Origin of the sequence: Clostridium sp. AF50-3 (genome assembly GCF_003477445.1) — a bacterium.
In the GTDB taxonomy this organism is placed as follows: domain Bacteria; phylum Bacillota; class Clostridia; order Lachnospirales; family Lachnospiraceae; genus Otoolea; species Otoolea fessa.
The window spans coordinates 46,605-63,816 of the sequence record NZ_QUDH01000008.1; the positions used below are offsets into that span (position 1 = coordinate 46,605).

The 17,212-nt window shown below is 48.3% G+C and carries 13 protein-coding genes and 1 pseudogene; 13 read left to right on the forward strand and 1 reads right to left on the reverse strand.

Annotation, left to right across the window (positions count from 1 at the left end; all coding sequences use genetic code 11):
- Positions 1–160 precede the first annotated feature (160 nt).
- The 13 genes and pseudogenes from DW085_RS10515 to DW085_RS10575 all read left to right on the forward strand — a co-directional run bounded on the left by DW085_RS10515 (position 161) and on the right by DW085_RS10575 (position 14,738).
- Positions 161–1,678, forward strand: coding sequence for a Wadjet anti-phage system protein JetA family protein (locus tag DW085_RS10515; protein WP_118492619.1), 1,518 nt, complete (start codon positions 161–163; stop codon positions 1,676–1,678).
- On the forward strand, positions 1,659–2,321 hold the full coding sequence (locus tag DW085_RS10520) for a DUF4194 domain-containing protein (protein WP_118492621.1): 663 nt from the start codon (positions 1,659–1,661) through the stop codon (positions 2,319–2,321). Before DW085_RS10515 ends, DW085_RS10520 begins: the two co-directional genes overlap by 20 nt.
- Positions 2,309–3,208, forward strand: a complete 900-nt coding sequence (locus DW085_RS10525; protein ID WP_118492623.1) for an ATP-binding protein — start codon at positions 2,309–2,311, stop codon at positions 3,206–3,208. Before DW085_RS10520 ends, DW085_RS10525 begins: the two co-directional genes overlap by 13 nt.
- A 38-nt stretch (positions 3,209–3,246) precedes the next feature.
- The gene (locus DW085_RS10530) at positions 3,247–5,592 is read left to right on the forward strand and encodes an SbcC/MukB-like Walker B domain-containing protein (RefSeq protein ID WP_147353946.1); all 2,346 of its coding nucleotides are present in this window, start codon (positions 3,247–3,249) and stop codon (positions 5,590–5,592) included.
- Positions 5,593–5,686: 94 nt separating this feature from the next.
- Positions 5,687–6,340: a hypothetical protein gene (locus DW085_RS10535; RefSeq protein WP_118492627.1), complete on the forward strand. Its 654-nt coding sequence runs from the start codon at positions 5,687–5,689 to the stop codon at positions 6,338–6,340.
- A gap of 125 nt (positions 6,341–6,465) precedes the next feature.
- The gene (locus DW085_RS10540; RefSeq protein ID WP_118492629.1) at positions 6,466–7,041 is read left to right on the forward strand and encodes a hypothetical protein; all 576 of its coding nucleotides are present in this window, start codon (positions 6,466–6,468) and stop codon (positions 7,039–7,041) included.
- A gap of 141 nt (positions 7,042–7,182) precedes the next feature.
- Complete coding sequence (locus DW085_RS10545; protein ID WP_118492631.1) at positions 7,183–7,812, forward strand: metal-dependent hydrolase; 630 nt, start codon at positions 7,183–7,185, stop codon at positions 7,810–7,812.
- Positions 7,813–7,825: 13 nt separating this feature from the next.
- The gene (locus tag DW085_RS10550; RefSeq protein WP_118492633.1) at positions 7,826–8,446 is read left to right on the forward strand and encodes a hypothetical protein; all 621 of its coding nucleotides are present in this window, start codon (positions 7,826–7,828) and stop codon (positions 8,444–8,446) included.
- A 108-nt stretch (positions 8,447–8,554) separates the two neighbouring features.
- The gene (locus DW085_RS10555; RefSeq protein ID WP_118492635.1) at positions 8,555–9,535 is read left to right on the forward strand and encodes a hypothetical protein; all 981 of its coding nucleotides are present in this window, start codon (positions 8,555–8,557) and stop codon (positions 9,533–9,535) included.
- A gap of 444 nt (positions 9,536–9,979) precedes the next feature.
- Positions 9,980–10,906 (forward strand): annotated as a pseudogene (gene iscB / locus DW085_RS19795) (RNA-guided endonuclease IscB); the annotation flags it as partial.
- Between the two features lie 667 nt (positions 10,907–11,573).
- Positions 11,574–12,902, forward strand: a complete 1,329-nt coding sequence (gene secY / locus DW085_RS10565) for a preprotein translocase subunit SecY (RefSeq protein ID WP_243034004.1) — start codon at positions 11,574–11,576, stop codon at positions 12,900–12,902.
- Between the two features lie 282 nt (positions 12,903–13,184).
- Positions 13,185–13,742: a LemA family protein gene (locus DW085_RS10570; protein ID WP_118492641.1), complete on the forward strand. Its 558-nt coding sequence runs from the start codon at positions 13,185–13,187 to the stop codon at positions 13,740–13,742.
- A 30-nt stretch (positions 13,743–13,772) separates the two neighbouring features.
- Positions 13,773–14,738 (forward strand): TPM domain-containing protein, encoded by a 966-nt coding sequence (locus tag DW085_RS10575; RefSeq protein WP_182430864.1) that lies wholly within the window; start codon positions 13,773–13,775, stop codon positions 14,736–14,738.
- A gap of 402 nt (positions 14,739–15,140) precedes the next feature.
- On the opposite strand, the gene DW085_RS10580 is transcribed toward DW085_RS10575, so the two are convergent.
- The gene (locus tag DW085_RS10580) at positions 15,141–17,120 is read right to left on the reverse strand and encodes a hypothetical protein (RefSeq protein WP_147353947.1); all 1,980 of its coding nucleotides are present in this window, start codon (positions 17,118–17,120) and stop codon (positions 15,141–15,143) included.
- Positions 17,121–17,212: the final 92 nt, after the last annotated feature.

The window sequence follows — 17,212 nt, forward strand, 5'->3', positions numbered from 1 at the left end:
CGGGGACCTTTTTTTATGGCTTTATTGAGAAAACCGGGGGTGTTCCCTGGGAACACCCTTTAAATTTATGCAAAAATGACCAAAAAGTGTTATCCGCAAAAACGCGTACATAAAAAGTGATACATACTGAGTGGGAAAGCACAAAGGAGGAAGATGCATTTTGGAATTCACAAAAGAAAGCAACCAGTTTTTTAAGCTGTTCGTTTCCAAAAACGCGCAGTTTTATTATGAATGCATCATCCGGCTGATCGAGCGGTCCAAGGAAGTTCCAATCCTGTATGAACGGGATGCAAAAGAACTGATTATCCGCTGCTTCCGGGAATTTCAGTACGACCCGGAAACAGATGATGTGGAACCGGATGAGGAGAAAAAGCAGGAGAATAAAAAGAGTGCCCCGGCGGAGACTGCAGGAACGATCATCACAAGGTTCCGTAAATGCGGGTGGTTAGAAAAACGGGAACTCGGACGGAACGGCGAAAATACGGTCACCGTAAGCGGCAGGTGCCGCAAGGTCATGGAAACGATCCGACGGATCTTCGATGCGCAGACGGACGGGATGATCACCAACCACATCTTTTCCATGTATGAGATTCTGTACTCCGCACTGGAGTGGAAGGGCGGGCGGCAGACCAGGCCGTATGTCAATATCCTAGAACCGCTTACGGACCACGAATTTGACCTGCGGGAGGAACTGGCCGTTCTCCGTGACAGCATCAGCCGGATCATGAATGAAGTGTTAAAGTTGGACAGCGCGAATGGGCTCGGCGCCTATATGATGAAAGACGAGATCCTAAATCGCTTTTTCAGGGATTATTTCTTTATGAAAAAGGACGGTACCATCCCGGGCATGATCGCAAAGATCAATGTACTGCTGGCCAGGATCTCTATCGGGGACCTGCATAAGCGCATGATCGTGGACTGTTCCCTTTCCACGAAGAAAACATATGAGGAAGCAGAGGCGGTTGTGGATGCACGCCTTTCGGAGCTGGAATACTTCTTGAATCACGGATACGACGAGCAGATGGCCATAATCGACGAGAAGATCGCAGCATATTATAATCTGTACGCTTCCAGAATCTCCATGATCCGCAACAACAGCATCAATACACAGAACTATTTGACGAAACTTTTAATGGCGTTAAAGGACATGCCGCAGGAGGAGCGGGACCGGACACTGATGGACTTGTCACAGAGCATGCAGCTTGCTTCCTACCGTCTGGTCGGGAAACGCTCCTTCGAGCAGCGGATCCGGAAAAGGACGACAGACGCGCCGCCAGCGGCATTGATCGATTTCCAGGTGGACGAAGATGAGATGGAACGCCTGACGGATTCCCTGTACGGCGTCACATCGGAAAAATACGGCATCGATGCAGCCAAACGCCATATCCGTGAGAAATTCCGGACGGGCAGGAGTGTGCTCTCCGTAAAAGACGAGCCGGTGGCCACAAAGGAAGAGGCGCTGATGATCGCATCCGCCGTGATCTTTTCCGGAGCGGACGATTTCCCATATAAAGCAGAATTTGAAGATGGGAAGGTCACGGATCACGGCATCGCGGATATCACGGATTTCGTGATCACGCCGGATGAAGAAAAATTGGAAAACAAAGAAACTGCAAAAAGCGGAGCGTTTTCCGGCACAAAGGAAGAGGAGGACCCATATGCCAGCGATTCATTGTGAGATCAATATCCCGGAGACGGAAAGCCTGATGTTTAAGAAGGCACTCCGGCACCTGTTTAATTCCACATTCGTGCTGCGGGAGAAGGAAGAAAAATTATACCGGTTCATCGCGAGGGAATCCAACCGGTTTGAGATCTCCCAGTACCTGCAGGTGATCGGCTATGACATCCTGGTGGAGGAAAAAGCCGGGGTCGCCATGCTGACCTTAAGCGAGCAGGATGAAGATGTGCAGGGACTGCGGAAGGCAAACATTATCCAGTTTACCCCGCTCCAGTACCACCTGCTCCTGGTATTGTGGCAGACCTATTTAAGCAGTCTTGGTAACGAGGACGGTACATTCATCGAAATGGGCGCTTTGGTCGACCGTTTAAAATCCTTCGGGGTGGAAGTAAGCGGACAGGAACTGCGTGCCGCATTGCGCTTGTTTAAGAAATACATGCTCGTCCATTTTAACGAGGACGACAAAGGGGAAGATGCAAAGATCCGCCTGTACCCGTCCCTGCAGTTTGGATGGGACATCCCGCAGTTTAAGACGGTAGCGGACGAAGCCCTGCATGCCGGGGAAGAAGACGAGCAGGAAGAAGACGGAACGGATACAGAAGAGGAAGATACGAACGAGGAGGAAGATTCATGGTCATTTTAAAACAGGTGCGGTTGGTGAATTGGTATGCGTTTAATCATAACACGTTCCCCATCGGACGGTTCACGCTGATCATGGGAAGGAACGGCAGTGGAAAGTCGGTTATCCTGGATGCGATCCGGTATGGGGCGTTCGGGGATACGGCATTCAATAAATCAACGGACACCCAGGGAAAACGGACCCTGTCCACCTACACCAGAGGTTTCATGGATGCGACATCCAATACCTATATGCGTCCGGCGGATAAATACCCGACCTTAACAACGCATATCGCATTGGAATATTATGATGACTCTGCCATGGTCCCGTTCATCCTTGGAACACTCATTGAGACCGACAGCAAAAATACGGTCAAGACGTGGCGGTATGTCCTGGAAGGGAAGACAATGCAGGATGTCAGCCATACCATAAAAGAAAACGGCACGGAACGTCCAAAAACAAGGGAAGAATTGAAAAAGGAATGGAAAGTCCGCTTCATGGGAAATGAAGAAGGTCTGGAAGCATTCATGCAGATGACGGGCTTAAACATGACAAAGCTCCAGGTGCAGACGTTCTTAAAAAAGATCCGAGGGATCTTAACCTATAACCCGAAGTCCAGAATCGAACAGTTCATCAAGGAAAGTGTACTGGAACCGAGGGAGATCCGTTTTGACCCGCTGGTACAGTCTATGGAGCGTATCGACCGTTTAAACGGGGAATTATCCCAGATCGAGCGGGAGATCGGGGATTTGGAAGCAGTCACGGACGCATCCGCTGCTTTTGAAAAGTCGGAAGCTATCGTGCGCCGGGACGATATTATGAACGCCTACAAAGACTACCATAACCTGGACGATGAGATTACGGGGCTTGCAAAAAAGCAGTCCAGATCAGCCAGCAGGTGCGGGAATTAAAAGGAAAACTGGAGAAAAAAACTGAGGAAGAGCGTGAAGTGGAGCGTAAGATCCGCCAGTTAAACTTAAGCCTCGATAACATGGACTGCATGGAACCAATCCGCATGGAGCAGGAACACCTGGAAAAACTGCAGGATGAAGCTTCCGCTTTAAAACGGGAAAAGGAACGGCTGGAACGCGCCCAGACCGTTGTAAGCGAAGCCATGGCGGTCTTACAGGATGCCGGTATCCGTCTGATGGATGCGGATGTTTTAGCGTCCCTCTCCTTAAAGCGGTATACGGAAACCGAAAAACGCCAGGCGGTGGAAGCCATGCAGGAGCAGCTGACCGCCTACGCCGACAGCGTCGCCGGAAAGATGCTTGCGGCATCCGCAGCGATGGAAGAGAATGCGAAAAAGGTGGACGAAGCTGCTGCCATTATCCGCGACTGTGACAGAAAACAGGGCGGCTTCAGCCAGATCCCGCGTGCGTATATCGCCCTCCGGGATGAAATCAACGCGGAATATAAAAAACGCGGAATCCATGCGGAAGCGAAGTTCGCTTACGAATACGTACAGGGCCTGACGGACGAGACCTGGAGACCGGCACTGGAGACCTTTTTAGGGGCAAGGCGTTATACGATCTTGACAGACCCGGACGGATATGATGTGGCATTCGGCGTCTTCATCCGCTCCGCGAACCGGAGTGCGCACTTATTCAACACAAAACTCCTGATACAGGAAAAGATCACGGAAATCCCGCAGGCGGCTTCCTCCCTGTTACAGGTCCAAAACCCGGTGGCAAAAAAGTATTTCGCGTATTTCCTTGGGCGCATGAAGGCGCTTCCGACACAGGAGGTAAAAAAGGAGCGGAACGCCATCAGTAAAGAAGGCTGCGTATCCGTATCCATGGATACGTATTTCCTGCCGCTTGAAAAGACCAGGGGGTTCCTGCTCGGGCAGGCAGCCACGGAGCTCACGAAGGAAAAAATGCAGAAAGAACTGACAGCCCGTATGCAGGAACGCGACAAGCTTGCAGGGGAAAAACGGGCTCTGGAAGAGAAACGGGATACTGCCAGAAGATACGCCAAAATGGATACATCCGTACAGTTTGATGCGGCATTCCAGTACCAGGAAACAGTCATCAAGATTCGGGAATCCATGCAGGCGGTCGAACAGTTAAAATATGCCCAGAAGCATAACCAGGATTTTACCAGGATGGAACAGGAACGTGACCGTCTGGATCATGAGATCGTCCGCCTGCGCGATGAAAAACAGCAGATCTACGCCCAGATCACGGATGCGGAAGCGAAGATCGCTGTCATCGGCACAAAGACGGAAGAAAAGCAGGAACAGCTGGAACGCGCGGAAGACAGGGTATCTTCCTATGAAATGGCCTTTGATATGGAAGCGGTCCGGATCTCTGATGAATATGATGCCGCAGTGGAAGCGGGCAGGAAGCCATCCGAATTGGTACTCGGAAAAGCAGCCAGGGAAGAAGCAGTGGCAGAGATGACAGAATCCGAGGAACAGGTCAAACAGTACCAGTACAATTACAACGCAAACTGGGGCATGGAAAACCAGCTCCCGGTAGGGCTTGATAAGTGTCCGCAGTACCTGGAACGAAAGGAAAAGATCTGGATGGGCGATCTGCAGGATGTGAAGGCGAAGATCGCACAGCAGAAGGAAAAATACGAGTCTGATTTCCGGACGGAATTCGTCTTACGGATCTATACCGCATGCGTGGACGCGATGCGGGAGATCACCCGGATGAACCATAAGCTTGCCAAGCTGAATTTTAAAGAAAAATACCAGTTCGAAATCCTGTTAAGGAATGACGGGACGGATTTTGCAAAGATCATCCGCTATGCCCAGTACATGACCGACCGCGCTGAATCCGAGATGCTGGACCCGGGATATACGGAGGAAGATGTGGAAGAAATGGAACAGGAGATCAAGACGATCATCCGGAACATGGTGGAGAATGGGAAAGAGGAAACGATCGCCCAGTTTTCCGATTACCGCAACTACATGTCTTATGATATCCTGATCAATAATGCGGTCTTCAAAAACGCAAGGCTTTCCAAACAGACATCATACGAATCCGGTGCAGAAGTGCAGATTCCGTATATGCTGATCCTGTTATCCGCACTTCTTATCACCTATGATGCCAGGGAAGGATGCGCAAAATTGGTCTTCATTGACGAGCCGTTCGCAAAAATGGATCCGGGCAACGTAAAACTGATGCTGGATTTTATGAAGAGCCACGGGCTGCAGATGATCTTTTGTGCGCCGGATAAGGTGGAACTGATTGGAAATGAATGCGAAGTCGTCCTGCCGGTCTTAAAGGTACGGGCGGACGTCATGAAGGTCGGGAGTATCAAATTCCACGAATTTGCCGTCTGAGTACCGTAAGATGCGACGGCAGCCTCCGCCCACGGGGCGACGATCACGGGAATGGATGATATATAAGTATCTGTAAGCAGTAGGAGGGAACAAAATGGGATATTCTTTGATGGAAGATTCGAAAGTAAAAAAGAAAACCGTAAAATGGGCTGCCGTAGCAACCGCTGTAATTTTGCTTACGATAGCCGAGGCTGCTCTTATTCGTTTCATCTGGAATGCTTCCGAGCATGAGTCAAAATTAAATACAAAGTGGATACTCTGTAAGCATAAGATAACATTTTACGGGGTAACAACAAAGGAAGAAATTCAACAGGAAATTTATTCCGGCCAGATTTTTGACGATGCCCCGGCCGTGTCAGTTGATCCAGCTGGAATGATGTTCCTTCAAATAGCCATCCCAAAGGCTGAATTTCCTGAGATGCTTCCGGATAGCAAGAAATCTGATGGCAAGCAGATGGCATTTAAGCTTCTGAATGTCAATGATAAAGACTGGATGCTTATGGACTGCATAGAAGCAGAAACACGCACAATATATATTTATGCGTGCAATACTGTACAGGCGCCGAATACCATATCACCATCATTGTGTGCTGGGATTCAGTGCCTGCATGCAACGGAAAATAATGATTATGTGCAAGTAGGCGCATGGGCAATAAGCAACGTCCAAGATTCCATAGTACCGGAAAGCGGGCTAATCAGTAAAGAAACTGCAACCGTCGTGTACGAAAAATGGAAACAATTCCAGTGACGGAGATACCGAGAAGCGAACGGAAAGTAGAAACCCGTACTATGTAAGATTCGACAGCAGCATCCGCTCATGCGGGCGGCGATCACCATCCAGGACGGAACCACACAAAAAGAAAGGAATTCGTAATGTTAAAATTTTTTGTAGGGCAGACGCTGTTCTGGCTGATTCTGGGAAAGACACTGAGAATCGGGTCCATGCTGGAGTTTATCCGACTGGTAACGGAGGTGCCGAGAAGCGAACGGAAAGTGGAAACCCGTACTACATATTTTACTTTTATCATGGGCATCTTGGCCGGATTCGACGGGATTAACGGTATGGTGGAAGTGTATCAGTTCCGCCCGCATATGGCGGTATCCTGTTATTCCTGGTATACCGGGATCTGCGCCGGACTGTACCTGGCTGGCGCCATCGCTGGGGTTGTGGGTACGGCGGCGAAAGAACGCCGGATACCATGGAAAACATGCGCAAGGGTGTGTTGCGGGTCCGCCGCATACCTTGGGATGACTGCCGTAGTGTACGGCTGGTTCCGGCGCCAGATACGGATACCACAAGAACCGATCATGTACAACACGATCAGCGACATGATTACATCCACAGCGCGTGACCTGCGCGATCCGGGTACATGGGCCGGCATGGCAGTGTTTGTGGGGATGGTATTCGGGCTTGCCTGGCTGTGCGGTATCTTTAGGAAAAGAGAATAATATGCCTTGCGAAATACGCCCCGGCCATCGTACCGGGGCATTTTTATGATCAAAATATGACCAAAAAGTGTTATCCGCAAAAAAAGTGAAAATAGAAACATGCGACATACTGAAGACAGTTCATAGGAAAGGAGGGGCTACATGTTAAGGGCAACACACCTGTCGGTCGGAGTGGCGGCTGCTCTGGCAGTCCTGCGGCCGGGCGATCTTTCTGAATGCCTGGCGGTCACAGGGATCGCAGCAGTCGGTTCTGTGATCAGCGATATTGACGCAGACCAGTCAAAAGTAAGACGGGAAGCGGACCTTATGTTAGGCATTGGTGCTGCCGTTTTGGCTGTCGTGATGATCGCGCAGACCAGGTTCCATGTCGATTTGACCAAATACTTAAGCGGGAACCAGACCTTATCGGAACGCAGCGTGGCAGCGGGCGTCTTCATTATCTTATGCGTGATCGGAAGGATGACACCACACCGGTCATTCATGCATTCCCTGGCTGCCGGAGCGATTTTCACCATGGTTACATACACCATGTTTTCCAAACAGGCGGCGCTGGCGTTTTTAGTCGCATTTCTGACGCATATCCTGCTGGACCTGCCAAACTGCAAGGGAATCCAGCTTTTCTGGCCAGTCCCGGGGCACCATTGTTTCAAACTTTGCGCCTCCAATGGATGGGTCAACCGGATTTTATGCCTGACCGGAACAGTCATGGCTATTAACCTGTTTACTGGCTTTGCCGGAATCAGCATTTTCAACCAGATCATCAAAAAATAACAAGGAGAAAACGATGGGCCACAAAGAATGTATGTATCACGACAACGATGCGCTCTTATACGCAGTCGCAAAGTTAGGAGAACATGATGTCATCCTGTCCGCAAGAGAGACAGAGGTGTATAACGAATACTTAGGATATGCAAAAAACGAGGATAAGGAACTTTCCATTGACGCAGATTCCGCGGAAAACGAGCCGTACTCTATCGTATACGGCGGTCTGATGTTCGTGAATGGAACATTTGATGATATCAAGGATGCTGTTGAGAGCTTAAAGGGGAAGGCACTGCTTGACCTTGACAGAGATAAGGACGAACTCACGGCATCTTGTTATGACGATATCATATTCTTCCCGGAACACAAGAGGGCCGATAATTGCATCCCATTTGCAGCTCTGATGCACACAACACATCCGTTCGACAATAAGGACGTTTCTGTAACAATGTTTCCTTGCTATGAGAATCTCTATGTCTGGGAGTGCATGGTGAATCGGAAGTTCCTGCTTGCCTGCCGAAAGAAGGTTACGGCAGGAGAGAGCACCACACTGACGAATTGGAAAGATAAGATCAACAAGGATGAGCTTATCGCGGCGTACAATATTTCAGGTATTTATACAGGTCCGATAGAAGACAATTAGCCAAAAGTCGATCGTGATGTTAAACCCGGAAATTCCGAATCACCGGCTTTTTCGGGATCGGTATTTTCAACCAGACTATTAAAAAATAACGAAAGGATAGAAGAAAAAATGAGAAAAAGATGGATGATCGGCATCCTGTGCGTGGCGTTAGCAGCGTCAGCATCCGGATGCGCAAAGAAAGCCGGCCCTGATGCGGCCGTAGCCACACAGAAAGCAGAGGATAAATCCGGGATCGCGTATTTTATGACCGGACGGAACACGTACCAGGATGCGGACGGAAACACTAAGACGAATTTCCGCTTCTTAATCGAAAACCTGGATCCGGAGGATGTCGGATGGACGCATGCCGTTATCGGGAAGGAAAAAATAAAAGCCGGGGATGAGACCGTGGAAGTCTATTCCCAGTACTTGACCGACCAGTTTCGGTTTGTCAGCGTGACTTTGGACGGTGACATACAGCCGGAGGACATCACCTATGAGGCCGGGGACTTAAAAAACAGCGAATGGCACGAAGCCGGAGAGGACGAATACAAAGCAGTCGGCATGATCGAGGAAAACGGAAACCTGTACCTGTTCAATGGCTCCGGAAATTCCGTCGGACGTTCCGGAGACCGGGCATTCTGCACCTGGTTAGCTGGATTTACCTGTAATACGGTCAATGAGGACGGTACACAGCCGCAGATCACATCCGCGGACCATTTTGCCGTTATGGATGCCCAGGGAAACCCGCTTGGCTTAGTAAACGGGGCAGTGTCAGAGCCGGAACTGATTGCAAATGAATACGGCGTGGAGGTGGTCATTGAGGCGAGTGACAGCGCGGCAGTTAACTTTGCCGTTGATCATGCCGGACTGGTCTTACGCCACACATCCGATAATGGCGTCGTGACCGATATCACACTGGAAGAGCCGGTAGAAAGCAGCGGACCGGTAGCGGAGACAACAACCGGAACAGAAGCAGAAACAGATGCCGGAGAAACATCTGGAACTGACATGGCAGCAGACCCTGAGGATCATACAGAACAGTCAGAAGAGACCGCATCAGAAGAAGATGCTGCATCAGCAGATGAGACAGGGCATGAGGAGGCTTAAGGTCAACAACCAACGCTTAATCTCTGTTAAGATTTGAAGCGGGAGCTTCAAAAGCAACAGCCAAAGCATCATCTTGGTAAGGTCGTTTTTGAAGCTGGTTGATTAGCCTAAGGCATAAGAGGGTCACACTCTTATGAAGAACCTACGTTACTTATGAATAATACAGGCACCCTGTGAATGCGTGTAACAAGTTCCAGGCTCTGCGGTACGGGTTTAAACATCGGCATTCCGGTGGTATCATGTGATGATTTTTATAAATTACCACGGGAATGTCCGCAAAAGCGTAAGCTTTTGGCCTGAGGCAAGGGCAAGTGATCCGTATACGGGCTCTCTGAGTCCTAAAACCATTTGTAACATTGGCGCTGTATGAAACCGTGGATTACCACGCGAATCCTCCAGGCATCAGTCAGGGAGGATGCACGTAAGTGCAGAAAGGAAACTATTATGGTAGCTGTTTTATCAAACACGGATGTCGCGCTTATGCCGACATCCAGCTGCCGAGCAAGGATCCTGTTACGGTCCAAACGGGCCGAGATTGTGGGATATCATCCGTTCACGATCCGGTTATTGGACCGGGAGACAGGCAACACGCAACCGATCGAATACAAATCCGATACCGGTTCTGTTTATGTCGGAGTATCCATATGCTCGGAGAAACATGAATACATTTCCGAGGAACGGATTCTTCTGGATGATGAAAAAAAGAAACACGATAACTGTCGGACGTTGCGCAGGACCAGGAGGAATCGTCTCCGTTACCGCAAGCCTCGTTTTGACAATCGGGAAAAAGCAAAGGGATGGATCGCGCCAACCCTCCAGAACAAACTGGACCGCCAGCTTGATATCTTTCACGCTTATAAGAAGGTCATGCCGATCACATCAGCGACGTTCGAAGTTGGAAAATTCGATATCCAGCTTCTTGCAGCCATGGAAAGTGGCAAGCCGGTACCGGAAGGGAAGGACTATCAGCAGGGAGCCAGATACCAGCAGGAGACCTTAAGACAGGCGGTCTTTTTCCGGGACTCCTTTACCTGTCAGGTCTGTCAGAAGGGTGTCAAAGATGGTGTAATCCTTCGCATGCATCACATTGGATTCCGGAAGAACGATCACAGTGACCGGATGGCAAATCTTCTGACAGTATGCACCACCTGCCACAGCAGCAAGAATCACAATCCGGGAGGAGAGCTGTGGGATCTGAAACCGGAGATCAAACCGCTCCATGATGCTGCGTTCATGAACACGATCCGTTGGAAACTGATCGATACGTTAAAAGAAACACATCCGGATGTGGAGCTTCACTTTACATACGGTGCCAGGACCAAATGCACCAGAAGGACGATGCATATCGGAAAATCCCATGCAAATGACGCTTACTGTATTGGCGAATTTCATCCGAAACATCGCTGCGATACGGTATATTACCAGAAACAGCGCAGGAATAACAGGGTCCTGGAAAAATTCTATGATGCAGTCTATCTGGATCTACGTACCGGGGAAGATGAAAAAGCTGCAGCTCTTGGCAGTGGACGAACCAAACGGAATACACATCTGGCATACAAAGACCAGCGTCCTTACCGCGGCAGGAAGGTATCATCCGGCCATCGCAGTATCACACGGAAACGCAGTCCCTACAAAAAGGGTGACATCCTGCGCGTCCAAAAAGAATACACCGTGAAGGAGCCAGATCAGAACGGCAAGTTACAAAAGGTAACAAAAGTCATGGATGTGACGGCCAAACTGGCATCATCCCATAGTAAGGTCGATTCGAAAACTTTAAAGGCATTTCGTACCGGTAAGATCAAGAAAATTCCGAAATCAGCCGTTATGATGGCCTATGACTTCACGGAACCATTGCCGAACGGACGTCAATCCTGTGACGGTAAACATGTCAAAGCTGTTAAAACAACGAAAATTCAGGCTTGGAAAAGGATTTCTAAGCCTGAGCCTAAAAAAAGGAGGTTAACGCCAAATGATAAAGAACAAACCCGCCGCATTCCCCGCACCACCTATAAAGGTGGCGGTACCCTGCGGCATGATAATGGGAAAACAGTATTCCGGATACCGTACATTCAAATCAAGAACAAAGGATTTAAAATTGCCAGCCAAATTAGCCGTAGTTCTGTTCCTGATCGTCCTCATCCGTATCGGATCTTCCTACCCGTTGCCATTTGTAAACGGAGATTATATGCGTGGGCTGCTCGGTATGCAGGGACTCGCTTTCTTAAATGCCATGACCGGTGGCTCTATGCAGCAGATGTCCTTATTTGCACTTTCCATCAGCCCATACATTACGGCATCCATTATCATGCAGCTTATGACCGTGGTATTTCCGAGTATCGAGGAAATGCAAAAGGACGGAAAGACCGGACAGGACCGTTTTAAAAACATCACGAGGATCCTGGCTGCCGCTTTGTCCGTGTTTCAATCAGCAGCAATGGCAATCGGACTTGGGGCAAAAGGTCTTTTGCTCACCTATACACCGGCAACCGTATTGATTGCGACTCTGGTATGGAGTATTGGTGGTGTGATTCTCATTGGAATCAGTTCCTACATTGACTGGATGGAGATCGGAAGCGGTATTTCCATTATCCTCTGTGCCAACATCCTTTCCACGTTCCCATCGGATCTCTTTGCGATCCGTGACGTATATCTGACCAACCGCCTTCCGGCCGTGATAGGAGTGAATGCGGTTTTGATCACGATGGTATTTTTAGCCGTGATCGCGGCATGTGCGGCACTTTATATGACGCAGAAGGAGATACCGGTCGTTAATTCCAGGAAGCTGGCCGGGAGCGTGAATAAGTCCACATTCCCGATCCCGTTAAATACCTGTTCCGTCATGCCGGTTATCTTCGCAAGCTCGATCATCAGCATGCCGTTAATCGTGATCCAGTTTTTAGGAAAAGGAAACGACGGAATCCTGATACATCTTGTAAAAGGCTTCAGCAGCAATGAGTGGTTCAAGTTAGAATCGCCACAGTACAGCGTGGGCGCCCTGCTTTACTTCCTGCTTACGACATTCTTTACGTATTTTTATCTGGAAATCGGATTTAACCCGATGGAGATTGCGGATAATTTAAAAAAGAGTGGGGCGACCATCCCGGGTATTCGTCCAGGCAAACCAACCGAGGAATATATCCGCAAATGGAGCGTCCGGGTTGCTCTTACCGGAAACACCATTACAACAGCACTGATCTTGGCTATGCATGCAGTCTGCAATAATAGCGGCATGGGGACCTTAAGTATTACGGGTACCTCCATCATCATCCTGGTCGGTGTCGTCGTCGAGGAAAAGAAGCTGTTCGCATCATTGCTTGCCGTTAGTAAACTCAGATATAAAAAGAAAGGAAGCCTGATTCATGCGTAAAGAAAAGAAAGAGAAAAAAGAAAAGAAGATCCGAAAGATTGAGAACTTGGGCTGACTTATCCGAAAAGAACGGATGTGATCAAAACAACTGTTCTGACTGCCGGCATTATGTTGTTTGGCGGAGCGTTCATTTTCATCATTGATACCGCAACTATGTATTTGTTTGCAGTCATGGGATAAATACTTACCACAAAAAAACACAAAAAAGCACCGAAAAACAGCGATGAAAAATCATTCCACGCTGTTTTTTGACCATTTGATGAAAACAGGAGGATTTTGAATATGAAAAAGGGACTGATGGGAGTTTTAACAGCGGTTGTGTTGGTAGGAATATTGTTTGCAGCAGCTTACAACGGCCTGGTTGGAAAATCAGAGAAAGTTGATGCAGCTTGGGCTAATGTTGAGGTGAATCTACAGCGGAGAGCGGAGTTAATCCCGAATCTGGTAAGTACCGTGCAAGGCTACGCAGATCACGAAAAGGAAGTCTTTGATCGTGTTCTGGAAGCGAGAACAAAGCTAACAGGTGCGAAAACCATGCAAGATATGGCAGCAGCTGATGAGGAACTCAGTAGTGCACTGAAAGGCATGATGGTGATTGTGGAAAATTATCCGGATCTGAAGGCATCCGCAAACTTCGTGCAGTTATCGGATGAGCTGGCGGGAACGGAGAATCGAATCGCCACATCCAGAAGAGACTACAATGATGCAGTCCGGGAATACAATAGTGCCATAAAACGTCTTCCGGGTAATCTTCTTGCCGACATGTTTGGATTTGAGGCAAAGGATTATTTTGAAGCAGATGAAAAAGCTGTAGAAGTACCAACCGTAAGTTTTCAGTAATACAAGCAGATCATGGAAGGAGAATCAACGATGCGTTGGAAGAAAGTAAGTGTGTTTCTTTTCAGTCTGTTTCTGATAACTTTGCTGTGTGGCAGTATGGCGTTTGCGGTGGTGTCTCCTACGAAAGAAGGATACGTCAATGACTACGGAGATGTTCTTTCTGAAGAAACGGAGCAGTACATTATTCAGACTGCCAAAGAATTGGAGCAGAAAACTTCATCTCAGATCGTTGTAGTGACCATTCCATCCCTTGACGGAGCCTCGATTGAAGAATATGCGACGGAGCTTTTCCGCAGCTGGGGCATTGGAGATAAAGAAAAGGATAATGGTTTGTTGCTTCTTGTTTCAATTAAAGACCGTAAACTTCGCATTGAGGTTGGATATGGACTGGAAGGAGACATTCCTGATGGAAAAGCTGGACGAATTCGAGATCAGTATCTGATTCCTTATTTGAAAGAGAATCAGTTTGATGAAGGTATCCGGAGTGGATATACTGCACTGTTATCTACCGTTGCAGATGTGTATGATGTGACAATCGACGGAGTATCCGAAGAGACTTCTAATGAAATCCGGGAAAATGTAGAAGAAGATCCAGAAGTTTCCATTTTAAAGTCCATTACTTCGGGTTTGGGCGTCGCTGTATTTTTTTGTTGGTATCCGGCATTCATTTTGAATCCTGGGAAAGGGAAAATCCGAAAGATTATTTATTTGATCATCACTCTTCCAACTATTTATACTTCGTGGATGTCTAATAAGAATTTGGTATATACGCTAATCATTATTTTTATCGGCTTTTTGCCTGGCTTGCCATGGGAGGTGATTGGTACGGTGGCGGAAGTTTCACCGGCGGAGACAGCTGGGGCGACGGAGACAGCTGGGGCGGCGGTGGCGGTTCGTCCGGTGGTGGCGGTGCAAGCGGTGATTTTTGATATATTTCAGCCATCAGACGGTACAGCATATGCAGATCACGGTAAAAAAAAGAAAACAGAGGAGTAGACGCTCCCTCAAAAAGAAGAAGGCCAAGGCGAATTGCCAAGGCTTTTCTTATTTTGATACTTGGGCCGACTGATCCGACAAGAACGGATATGATCAAAACAACTGCCCTGACTGCCGGTACGATGTGATTCGGCGGAGCGTTCATATATTGCTTCTTTTCAACCACTTATTGAGGAAACCGTATTTTACGTGATTGATATTTTCAACCACTAATTGCGGTTAAGCGTTTTCCATCAATTCTTTGCCGGAGACCCGTGACTTTAATCATGGGAGGAGGCAGCGTTAGCCACCTCCTAGTATTCTACCAGCTCTCCTTTCTTGGCGGGTATCCAACCGCCACCATATTTAATTACCCTTACTGATTTCAGAATGGTGTTCCCAGGGAACACCCCTAAATCTTTCTTATTTGTTATCACCAGAAACCAGCAGACCACGGTGTAAAAGTTCATTGACCCAGCGCTGTTCTTCGACCGTATATACGTAGGAGCCGTCCGTTGTCTGGAACCGCGGACGTACAAACTCATCATACGCCTCCTGTGTAGCTGGCAGCTTAAGCCCCGGATCCTGGACCATGTGCATACCAAGGTCGTAAGAACGTTTCTTTTCCGCATCCGTGATGAGCGGGAATTTGCCAGTCAGTTCATGCTCACGAGTGATCATCCGGAGTTTGCCGGAAATGATAATGGACGGATCCAGATAATATGGACAGCTGCAGGTCTGTGTTGCTTCATCGCAAACCAATCCGTCAAACATTTCCGGATGCTTGTTCATCAACGCTTCCGTATCGGAATATAAATCGGAGATAAAGTGGTAGCGGCCCCTTTTAACGCCATTGTACTGGGCAACGGACGACTTGTCCACTGTTTCTGTCTCCTGAACCGCACCGCGGATATCATCCGCACGGCGCACCTTTTTCATGCCAGCCGGAAGCTTGCGAAGACGCGGTTTCTGGTTCTCTTCGTACTGAAGACTCCGTAACGGGTCCACGAGCAGCCCCTGTTCGCGCAGATACTGTTCTGCCTCATGTCCCTGACGCTTAGCCGGGGTATAACTGTAACCCATGTATGGATCACCTGCTACAGATGACGGTTGATCGGCACAGACGGAAATATGGATACCACCGTGAACATCCGGCATCCTCAATTCCGAGGAAGCGGAATCAATGATCGAACTGTGGTCATGGATAAAAGAATAATCGATCGCCATGGAATATATGATCTCATCAATGTCAGCTTTATCCTCCAGCTTGCAGACGAGAACCAATTCTACAGAGTTACCGTTACAGAGGATAGGATGAGTCGCAAACCGGATCCCGGATTCCTTTAATCGAGTCAGATACTCATCGCGCGGCAGGCAGTAGAAGAGATAACACTCTCCGGAATGGACCAGGTCCAATGCCCATTGTTCTTCTTCTGCAGTGAAATACGTATTGATAAATGCGTAAAGGTATAAATATTCGACGAAATGTGCCAATTTGGCAGGATAATATACCAGCTGGTCATTATACAATTCCGCAACCTGATGCGCATAGGACGTCTGAAAGTTTTTGATCGTGGAATCATATAGGATTTTTTCGTCACATAAACGGTATGGGATCTGATGCAGGTCCAACAAACGTAAAAAAGCGTCGAGTAGGTGGGTGTGGATCCAGCCATGTTCCAAGTATGGATTGAGTGAATAATCTTTGGTGTAGGCAAACAGCCGCTTCTCCCATTTTTCCGGATGATGAAGATATTTTTTGTCCTTCATGGGATCCGAACCGACGCAATAAATGCTGTTGGCATAATCAACCAGTTTGTAATTCCGATCCGTCGGACGAAGGGAAATCTGCGTCATGCAGCTGTATAAAAACTGCTGTTTTAACTGATTCCATGCCTTTTCCTGGGTCGTTCGATAACGGGCATCGTTTATTTCCGCATAGCAGACAGCCACATGGTGCCCAAAGCCGCCGCCCCAGTCAAAATACTCCGGCATCGGATGGTGAAATTTTTTTGCCAGCTGATGTATCGTTTCCAACCGGTTCATTTGTTCAAGAGCCAGAGAAAACGTACTGTTCATGCCGCTGCAGGCAAGTAAATCGCTGGAACCGAGGCTGATGACGTTATACCGCCTGCGAAGAATGGTAAAATTGTGAGGGTCAAACAGGCGGTGCTCCGCATTGTATTCGTCCGTCGCGTATAGCCGTGTAAAAAGCTCAGTAAATGCGCCGGTTTCGATGAGCTCTTTATCGTATCCAAACACGAAAAAAACACAGGAAATGCCAACGAAAAAGGAACTGTATAAGCCGCGGTCTGCAGCGATCTGCGGTAAAGCCGCCAGTTCCGGCGTATTGCGAAACATACATTCACAGGCACGGGAGCCTTCAACTTCGCGTGTAATCATATCGATACCTCCGTAAAAATCTATCAAACATTGTCGTAACTCCTTCTTTATAAAAATATTATACGAAATTTTCCCGGAAAATCCAATTTTTA

Bases quoted from the DNA above. Each gene is read 5' to 3' on its own strand.
- DW085_RS10520 (WP_118492621.1), top strand. From the start codon at position 1,659: ATGCCAGCGATTCATTGTGAGATCAATATCCCGGAGACGGAAAGCCTG.
- DW085_RS10575 (WP_182430864.1), top strand. From the start codon at position 13,773: ATGCGTTGGAAGAAAGTAAGTGTGTTTCTTTTCAGTCTGTTTCTGATA.
- DW085_RS10550 (WP_118492633.1), top strand. From the start codon at position 7,826: ATGGGCCACAAAGAATGTATGTATCACGACAACGATGCGCTCTTATAC.
- secY (WP_243034004.1), top strand. From the start codon at position 11,574: ATGGGAAAACAGTATTCCGGATACCGTACATTCAAATCAAGAACAAAG.
- DW085_RS10570 (WP_118492641.1), top strand. From the start codon at position 13,185: ATGAAAAAGGGACTGATGGGAGTTTTAACAGCGGTTGTGTTGGTAGGA.
- DW085_RS10580 (WP_147353947.1), bottom strand. From the start codon at position 17,120: ATGATTACACGCGAAGTTGAAGGCTCCCGTGCCTGTGAATGTATGTTT.
- DW085_RS10540 (WP_118492629.1), top strand. From the start codon at position 6,466: ATGTTAAAATTTTTTGTAGGGCAGACGCTGTTCTGGCTGATTCTGGGA.
- DW085_RS10555 (WP_118492635.1), top strand. From the start codon at position 8,555: ATGAGAAAAAGATGGATGATCGGCATCCTGTGCGTGGCGTTAGCAGCG.
- DW085_RS10545 (WP_118492631.1), top strand. From the start codon at position 7,183: ATGTTAAGGGCAACACACCTGTCGGTCGGAGTGGCGGCTGCTCTGGCA.
- DW085_RS10535 (WP_118492627.1), top strand. From the start codon at position 5,687: ATGGGATATTCTTTGATGGAAGATTCGAAAGTAAAAAAGAAAACCGTA.
- DW085_RS10525 (WP_118492623.1), top strand. From the start codon at position 2,309: ATGGTCATTTTAAAACAGGTGCGGTTGGTGAATTGGTATGCGTTTAAT.